This window comes from Cyanobium sp. LEGE 06143, from assembly GCF_015207535.1.
Classification (GTDB): domain Bacteria; phylum Cyanobacteriota; class Cyanobacteriia; order PCC-6307; family Cyanobiaceae; genus NIES-981.
Map to the genome: position 1 here is coordinate 1 of NZ_JADEWP010000144.1, position 6530 is coordinate 6530.

Below are 6530 nucleotides of genomic sequence, written 5' to 3' on the forward strand. Positions count from 1 at the left end.
GCGTGCGGCTCTGGTCCCAGCCTGCCGGCCCGCCCGGTGCGCTGCTCGGCACTGGCCCGGCTGGCCGGCAGGGTCACCAGGCCCTCCAGGCCGGTGCCCGGATCGAAGCGACTGCGGCGGCTGAGGCCGGCATCGATCACCAGGCCCACACCGGCGATGGTGAGGGAGCTCTCGGCCAGGCTGGTGGCCAGCACCACCTTGGGGCGCCCGGGCCTGGCGGCGGCGATGGCGATGCTCTGCTGTTCCAGGGGCAGGCTGCCGTGCAGGGCCAACCAGTCGATGGCATCGCCCCAGCCGCAGGCCTCCAGGGCCCGCCCGCAGGCGTGGATCTCCGCCTGACCTGGCAGGAACACCAGGGCGGTGGTGCCCAGTGCGGCATCGGCTGCAGCAGGGTCATGGGGCCAGCCCTGGCTTTCGAGGGCGCGCACCACCTGCCGAGCCAGGGGCTCGTCTGGGCGGGGCAGCTGGTGCGACACGCTCACCGGATGGCTGCGGCCGGCGCTGCGCAACACGCTGGCCTCGGGCATCTGGGCGGCCAGGGCCTCGAGTTCCAGCGTGGCTGACATCACCACCAGGCGCAGGTCGGGAGCCAGCAGCTCCCGGGCTTGGCGCACCAGGGCCAGGGCCAGGTCGGTGTCGGCATGGCGCTCGTGGAACTCATCGAGGATCAGACAACCCACTCCCTCCAGGGCCGGATCCGCCTGGAGCCGGCGCAGGAACAGGCCGCCGGTGAGCACCTCGATGCGGGTGGCCGCACTGACGCGCCGCTCCAGCCTCACGCTGTAGCCCACCCGCTGGCCCACCGGTTCGCCCAGCTCAGCAGCCAGCCGCTGGGCTGCAGCCCGGGCGGCGAGACGCCGTGGCTCCACCATCCACACCCGTGGCGTGGCCGGGCCAGCGCCGGTGTTGAGGGCGCCCAGCGCGGCCCCCGGCACCCGGGTGGTCTTGCCTGCACCGGGTGGGGCCTGAAGCAGCAGGGTGGCGCCCGGCAGGGCCAGGGTGGCCTCGATGCTGCCCAGCAGAGCATCGATCGGCAGCGGCTCCATCAGCCTGCCCGTCCAGGCCGGGGCCGCGCTGGCGGCCTGATCGCAGACTCCGGCGTCAGCGCACGTGCCTCACGCCATCCACCGGGTGGTAGGCCTCGCCGGTGAGTTCTTCGTAGACCACGGCGGGCAGCCCGGTCTCGAACATCGTCTGCAGGGCCTCCTTGAGGTAAGGGTTCCAGCCGCCGGTGCTCACCTTGCCGTGGCGCACAGTCCAGTCCCAGGTGCCCTGGAGATCCCTGGGAATGCGGCCTTCCCGGTCGCGTCGGGCCACCAGGTCCTGGGATTCCACCAGGCCCACCAGCACAGGCGCCTTGCCATAGGCGGGGGTGAGGCTCAGCTCCAGCCGGATCGGATCGTCCTTCACCAGTTTGAGGCGAAAGCGAGGAGGCAGCTTGAGGTTCCGCAACAGTGCCGCCACGATGCGCGTGCGTGGATCCAAATGCTCGCCCTCCCTGAAATCACGTGCTCAACGGTGAGCCTATTCAGTGAAGGGGCCTCAGCCGGGATCGCCGGGGAAGGCGGGCCGCTCGTTGTCACCGCTGAAGCGCACGGTGAGCAGATCTTCATCGGTGAGCTGGCCTTGGGCGTCCAGCAGCTCGGGGTGGATGGTGAGCCGTCCCGTGCGATCGGCGGTCCCAGGAACGGAGGGGGCGCCAGCGTTGGCGCGTTGCGGCGGGCGATCCCCGGGCGCCGAGACGGCCCTGAAGCCCTGGCCCATCACCCGGAAGGCCTGCCAGAGCAGGGCCAGGAAACAGATGCCGTAGAGGATCGGAAAGATCTGGGAGAGGATCGCGTTCATGGCCTGGGGCCTGCTGCAGTGGGACTCGGACGGACCGTCTGCCCCATCATTGCCTGGATTGACTGGAATTGGCTCCGCTGTTGGCCAGCATCCAGGCCCACAGGGTGGTGCAGGCAGCGCCAAAGGTCAGAAAGGCGAGGAGCAGTCGCTCGGTGTCCATGGGTCGATACAAATCTTTGCTTAATCTAGGGGGTGGTGTGGCGCTGCGGCGTCTGGAGCGCCAGGGAGCGTTCCGTCTGCTGGCCTGCCTACGGTTGGGATGTCATCTCCTGTCGGTTCGCCGCTTCCCCTCGCTGGCCAGTCCATCGCTGGCTCCGAGTCGCCTTCACCGCCCCCAGATGTTCTGATCTGATCGCCATGGCCCACCTGCGCCTGCGTTCCATCCCCGTCCGCTCCCGGGCCGTTCGAGCCAGGGCCAGCCGCTCCGGGGCTGCTCTGCCCGGTCTCACCGCGTCCCTGCTGGTTTCGGGGTCCATGTTGGCGGTCCTGGTCGCTCCTCCGGGGTGGCTGAGGCCTTTCAGCCAGCCGCTGGCGCCCGCCGCCGTGGCCCAGTCCAGGGGATCGGCTGCAGGGGCGGCCCTGGGCCGTCAGTCGTTCGTGGCCGCAGCCGTGCGCCGCGCTGGCCCCTCCGTGGTGACGATCGACACCGAGCGCACCGTGCTGGTGCGGGGCGGCCGGGGTGGCGCCTCCAGCTCTCTGCTCAACGATCCGGCCTTTCGCCAGTTCTTCGGGCTGCCCCAGCAACGGGCCGCACCCCCTTCCCAGCGCACCGAGCGAGGCCAGGGCAGTGGCTTCATCATTCAGCCTGACGGCCTCATCCTCACCAACGCCCACGTGGTCGAGAAGACCGACAGGGTGACGGTGGGGCTGCAGGACGGCCGTCGGGTGGAGGGCACGGTGGTGGGGCTCGACCGCCTCACGGACCTGGCGGTGGTGCGGCTCGCTGGACGGGGACCCTGGCCCGTGGCCCCCCTCGGCGATTCAGAGGACCTGCAGGTGGGTGACTGGGCGATCGCGGTGGGCAACCCCTACGGCCTCGACAACACCGTGACCATGGGGATCATCAGCAATCTCAACCGCAACGCCGCCAAGCTGGGCATCACCGACAAGCGGCTGGAGCTGATCCAGACCGATGCCGCCATCAACCCCGGCAACTCCGGTGGACCGCTGCTCAACGCTGACGGTGAGGTGATCGGCATCAACACGCTCGTGCGGCAGGGGCCGGGCGCTGGGCTGGGCTTTGCGATTCCGATCAACCGGGCCCGTGACATCGCCAGACAGCTGCTCGCCACCGGCAAGGTGAGCCATCCGATGATCGGCATCGTCATGGACCTGGTGCGCCCAGGCGATGGCACGGGGCTGACCAGGGGGGTGCGGGTGGCCTCGGTGCTGGCCGACGGGCCTGCTGAGCGAGCGGGTCTGCAGCAGGGCGATGTGGTGGTGGCGGCCGGCGGGGAAACGGTGCTGGAGCCTTCCCAGGTGGTGGCTGCGGTGGAACGGGCCGGCGTGGGCGGAGAGATCACCCTCAACATCAGCCGGCAGGGTCAGAGCCGGAATGTGACGCTGGTGCCGGTGCAGATGGGCGGAGCCTGACAGCGCCGCCCCCGGCCTGAGCGGTTCACGCCTCCTGCCCCCAGGTGTTGGGCTGGCCGCCGCCGAACTGGGAGGGGGCACCGAGCTGTTGACGCATCACCCACTGGGTGGCTGCTTTCTGGCTGTGCCAAGCCTGCAGGAGCTGCTTGGCGATCCCTTGCAGGGCCTGGAGGTCGGCGGTGTCGTCGATGGCACGGCTCATCCTTTCCAGCTCGAATTGCTGACCGAGGCTGAGGGAGAGGGGTTCCGACATGGCAGGCGTCGCGAAGGGGCGATGGACCAGGCCAAAGCTACAAACTGTTTCAGTCCTGCTCGTAGCCGTTGCAACAGGGCGGCTTTGTTGTCCTCGTTTCCTGTTATGTAGGACGCGGCGGCGGCCCCTCAGGCGGCCTTGCCCTTCCCCTTGCGGCCAGCCGCCCTGGCCTGCTGTTTCTCCCGGTTGGCTGCTGTCTTCGCCGCCTTCGCCTCGCTGATGGCCAGCTGGCGCGCCAGTTCCGCCTCCTCCTCCTTTTTCTCCAGGTAGTAGGCGTAGTCGCCCCGGTACAGCACGAGCTCACCATCGCGGATCTCCACGATGCGGTTCGCCACCCTGCTGATGAAGTAGCGGTCGTGGCTCACGAGCAAGGCAGCCCCCTCGTAGGCGATCAGGGCGTCCTCGAGCATCTGTTTGGCGGGGATGTCGAGGTGGTTGGTGGGCTCATCGAGCACCAGCAGGTTGCAGGGGGTCAGCAGCATCAGGGCCAGGGCCAGCCGTGCCTTCTCGCCGCCGGAGAGCTTGCCGGCCTGCTTGAACACGCTCTCGTTGCTGAAGCAGAAGTTGCCGAGCAGGGAGCGCACCTGGGTCTGGGTCCAGTCGGGCACCACCTCGAAGATCGTGTCGATCACGGTCTTGCTGAGGTCCAGGGCCTCGGCCTGGTTCTGCTCGAAGTAGCCGGCGATAACGTTGTGTTCGCCGAGGCGGGCGTGGCCCTCGCTGGGCTGCTCCATCCCCATCACCAGGCGCAGCAGGGTGGACTTGCCGGCGCCGTTGGGGCCCACGAAGGCGATGCGGTCGCCGCGTTCCACCTCCTGGCTCGCTCCCAGGAAGAGGATCTGATCGCCGTAGCTGTGGCTGAGGTCGGCGATCTCGGCCACCAGGCGGCCGGAGCGGGGCGCTTCGGGGAACTGGAAGCGGGGCCCGCCGATGCTCTCGATCGGCGCTTCCACCCGCTCCACCTTCTCCAGCAGCTTCTCGCGGCTCTTGGCCTGGGTGGAGCGCGTCGCGCTGGCCCGGAAGCGGTCGATGTAGGCCTGCTGGCTGGAGAGCTCCTTCTGCTGGCGCTCGAAGGCGGCCTGGGTGGCCTCCCGCTCCAGGGCCTTCTGCTCCAGGTGGTGGCTGTAGTTGCCCAGGTAGGTGCGGGAGACCCCGCGCTCGGTCTCCACGATCTGGGTGCAGACCCGATCCAGAAAGGTGCGGTCGTGGCTGATCACCACCTGGGCGGCGCTCTGCTGGATCAGATAGCCCTCGAGCCACTGGATCGTCTCCACATCCAGGTGGTTGGTGGGCTCGTCGAGCAGCAGCAGATCGGGCTCCTGCAGCAGGATCTTGCCCAGGGCAATGCGCATCTGCCAGCCGCCGGAGTAGTCGCCCACCAGCTGTTCGGCCCCCTCGGCGCTGAAGCCGATCGTGGGCAGCAGCTTGTCGATGCGGGCGTCGAGCTCGTAGCCGTGCAGGGCCTCGAAGCGGCTGTGCAGGCGGCCCAGCTCCTGGATCAGCTCGTCGAGGTGATCGGGGTCGCTGGCGGCCTGATCGCTGGCCATGGCGTGCTCCACTGCGTGCTGGCGCACCAGCACCTCGGCCGCTTCGCCGAAGGCCTGGAACAGCTCCTCGCGCACGGTGCGCTCCAGGTTCACATCGAATTCCTGTTGCAGGTAGGCGATGCGGGGATCGCCCTGCTTCACCACCTGGCCGCTGCTGGCCTCCTCCAGGCCGGCGATGATCTTCATCTGGGTCGACTTGCCCGCCCCGTTCACGCCCACCAGGCCGATGCGGTCGCCCGGCTTCACCTCCCAGGTGACATCCCGCAGCACCTCCCCGGTGGGATAGATCTTGCCGAGGCGTTCGAGGCGGAGCACGGGGCGGAGCGGGGTGAGGGGGACAGGCGGGCGCCGCAGCGACGGCGGAGTGACCTCATCATTTCGCATCGTTGCCGCAGCGGTGCAGCCGGCGCTGTGCTGGGGTAGGCAGTCCGCCCGGCCGCAGCCCTCCACCTGGCCGCAGCCGTCTCGGCCAGACTCGATCCAGCCGGCAGTGCTTCTCGATGATCAGGCGTCTGGAACAGGTGGCGGCTCTGGTGGTGGCGGCGGGCCTGGCGATCGTGAGCTACTGGCTGTTCTTCAGCTGGGCCCAGGGAGGAGGCGCCCGCCGTCCTGCCGAGTCACCGCGGTCGGCCCTGCCGCAGCATCGAGTCACGCTGGTTGCAGCGCAGCCGGCACCGCCAGGCTGGATTCCGGAGCCGAGCGAACTGCCCCGGGGGCTCAGAGGCCACCGCGGGCCTTGAGCAGCCACTGTTTGCTGGCCCCGTCCTCGAGGGAGGCCACGTGGGCCTTGACCTGCTCGCGGCTCACCGGCAGCCCGTACTCGGTCCCGAGGGTCACGATCTGATCGAGGGCGCCGCCCGGATCCTGCAGGGCCTGGCGGAACAGCTTCTGGGTGAGCTCGGCGTCGGCGCTGATGCGCTCATACAGGGCCCTGGCGTGGTCGCTCGACCCTTCGCCGGTGCTGATGGAGCTCTCGACCATGACGGCGGTCCAACTGCTTCGACGCTATGCACGTCAGAGCGAATCGGCAGGAGGCCGTTGCGGCCTGTTGCCAAGCGGCTGGAATCCCTGCTCTGCTCTTCAGGCGGCCTTGGGGTTGTCGTTCACCGGCGTGCCGCAGGCGGAGGCATCTTCCATCGTGCGGGCATCGAGGCAGAGCACCTTGCGGAGTTCGGCGTAGTTGTCGGCCAGGGCGGTGCGGCCTTCCTGCTGGGCCCCGTACTCAGCTCGCTGCAGCACGTGGTGCAGGTGGGTGAGCAGGTAGGTGCTGATCACGGCGGACACCAGCACAT

The 6530-nt window shown here is 69.1% G+C and carries 9 protein-coding genes; 2 read left to right on the forward strand and 7 right to left on the reverse strand.

Annotated features, from left to right (window positions below; genetic code table 11):
- From IQ216_RS10260 to IQ216_RS10270, 3 genes are all read right to left on the reverse strand, one after another.
- On the reverse strand, nucleotides 1-1046 hold a 1046-nt coding region (locus IQ216_RS10260; RefSeq protein WP_193815397.1), incomplete at its 3' end, for a helicase-related protein.
- A gap of 55 nt (nucleotides 1047-1101) precedes the next feature.
- The gene (locus IQ216_RS10265; protein ID WP_186698499.1) at nucleotides 1102-1485 is read right to left on the reverse strand and encodes a hypothetical protein; all 384 of its coding nucleotides are present in this window, start codon (nucleotides 1483-1485) and stop codon (nucleotides 1102-1104) included.
- Nucleotides 1486-1542: 57 nt separating this feature from the next.
- Nucleotides 1543-1845, reverse strand: a complete 303-nt coding sequence (locus tag IQ216_RS10270) for a DUF2973 domain-containing protein (protein WP_193815398.1) — start codon at nucleotides 1843-1845, stop codon at nucleotides 1543-1545.
- Nucleotides 1846-2319: 474 nt separating this feature from the next.
- Here IQ216_RS10270 and IQ216_RS10275 point away from each other — a divergent pair, with 474 nt between their 5' ends.
- Nucleotides 2320-3438, forward strand: coding sequence for a trypsin-like peptidase domain-containing protein (locus IQ216_RS10275; protein WP_193815403.1), 1119 nt, complete (start codon nucleotides 2320-2322; stop codon nucleotides 3436-3438).
- Nucleotides 3439-3463: 25 nt separating this feature from the next.
- On the opposite strand, the gene IQ216_RS10280 is transcribed toward IQ216_RS10275, so the two are convergent.
- Both IQ216_RS10280 and IQ216_RS10285 read right to left on the reverse strand, forming a co-directional pair.
- A complete protein-coding gene (locus IQ216_RS10280; RefSeq protein WP_193815399.1) occupies nucleotides 3464-3691 on the reverse strand; it encodes a hypothetical protein in 228 nt (75 codons plus the stop codon).
- 128 nt (nucleotides 3692-3819) lie between these two features.
- The gene (locus IQ216_RS10285; RefSeq protein WP_193815400.1) at nucleotides 3820-5553 is read right to left on the reverse strand and encodes an ABC-F family ATP-binding cassette domain-containing protein; all 1734 of its coding nucleotides are present in this window, start codon (nucleotides 5551-5553) and stop codon (nucleotides 3820-3822) included.
- 185 nt (nucleotides 5554-5738) lie between these two features.
- Here IQ216_RS10285 and IQ216_RS10290 point away from each other — a divergent pair, with 185 nt between their 5' ends.
- On the forward strand, nucleotides 5739-5978 hold the full coding sequence (locus tag IQ216_RS10290; RefSeq protein WP_186700899.1) for a hypothetical protein: 240 nt from the start codon (nucleotides 5739-5741) through the stop codon (nucleotides 5976-5978).
- Here the strand turns inward: IQ216_RS10290 and IQ216_RS10295 are convergent.
- Both IQ216_RS10295 and IQ216_RS10300 read right to left on the reverse strand, forming a co-directional pair.
- A complete protein-coding gene (locus IQ216_RS10295; protein WP_193815401.1) occupies nucleotides 5956-6219 on the reverse strand; it encodes a hypothetical protein in 264 nt (87 codons plus the stop codon). The two genes, IQ216_RS10290 and IQ216_RS10295, sit on opposite strands and share 23 nt — an antisense overlap.
- 99 nt (nucleotides 6220-6318) lie before the next feature.
- Nucleotides 6319-6530, reverse strand: a 212-nt coding sequence (locus IQ216_RS10300; protein WP_228007384.1) for a hypothetical protein, incomplete at its 5' end; no start/stop codon positions are given.

Excerpts from the sequence above, each read along its gene's own strand:
- IQ216_RS10280 (WP_193815399.1), bottom strand. The coding sequence starts at position 3,691 with ATGTCGGAACCCCTCTCCCTCAGCCTCGGTCAGCAATTCGAGCTGGAA.
- IQ216_RS10290 (WP_186700899.1), top strand. The coding sequence starts at position 5,739 with ATGATCAGGCGTCTGGAACAGGTGGCGGCTCTGGTGGTGGCGGCGGGC.
- IQ216_RS10270 (WP_193815398.1), bottom strand. The coding sequence starts at position 1,845 with ATGAACGCGATCCTCTCCCAGATCTTTCCGATCCTCTACGGCATCTGT.
- IQ216_RS10275 (WP_193815403.1), top strand. The coding sequence starts at position 2,320 with ATGTTGGCGGTCCTGGTCGCTCCTCCGGGGTGGCTGAGGCCTTTCAGC.
- IQ216_RS10295 (WP_193815401.1), bottom strand. The coding sequence starts at position 6,219 with ATGGTCGAGAGCTCCATCAGCACCGGCGAAGGGTCGAGCGACCACGCC.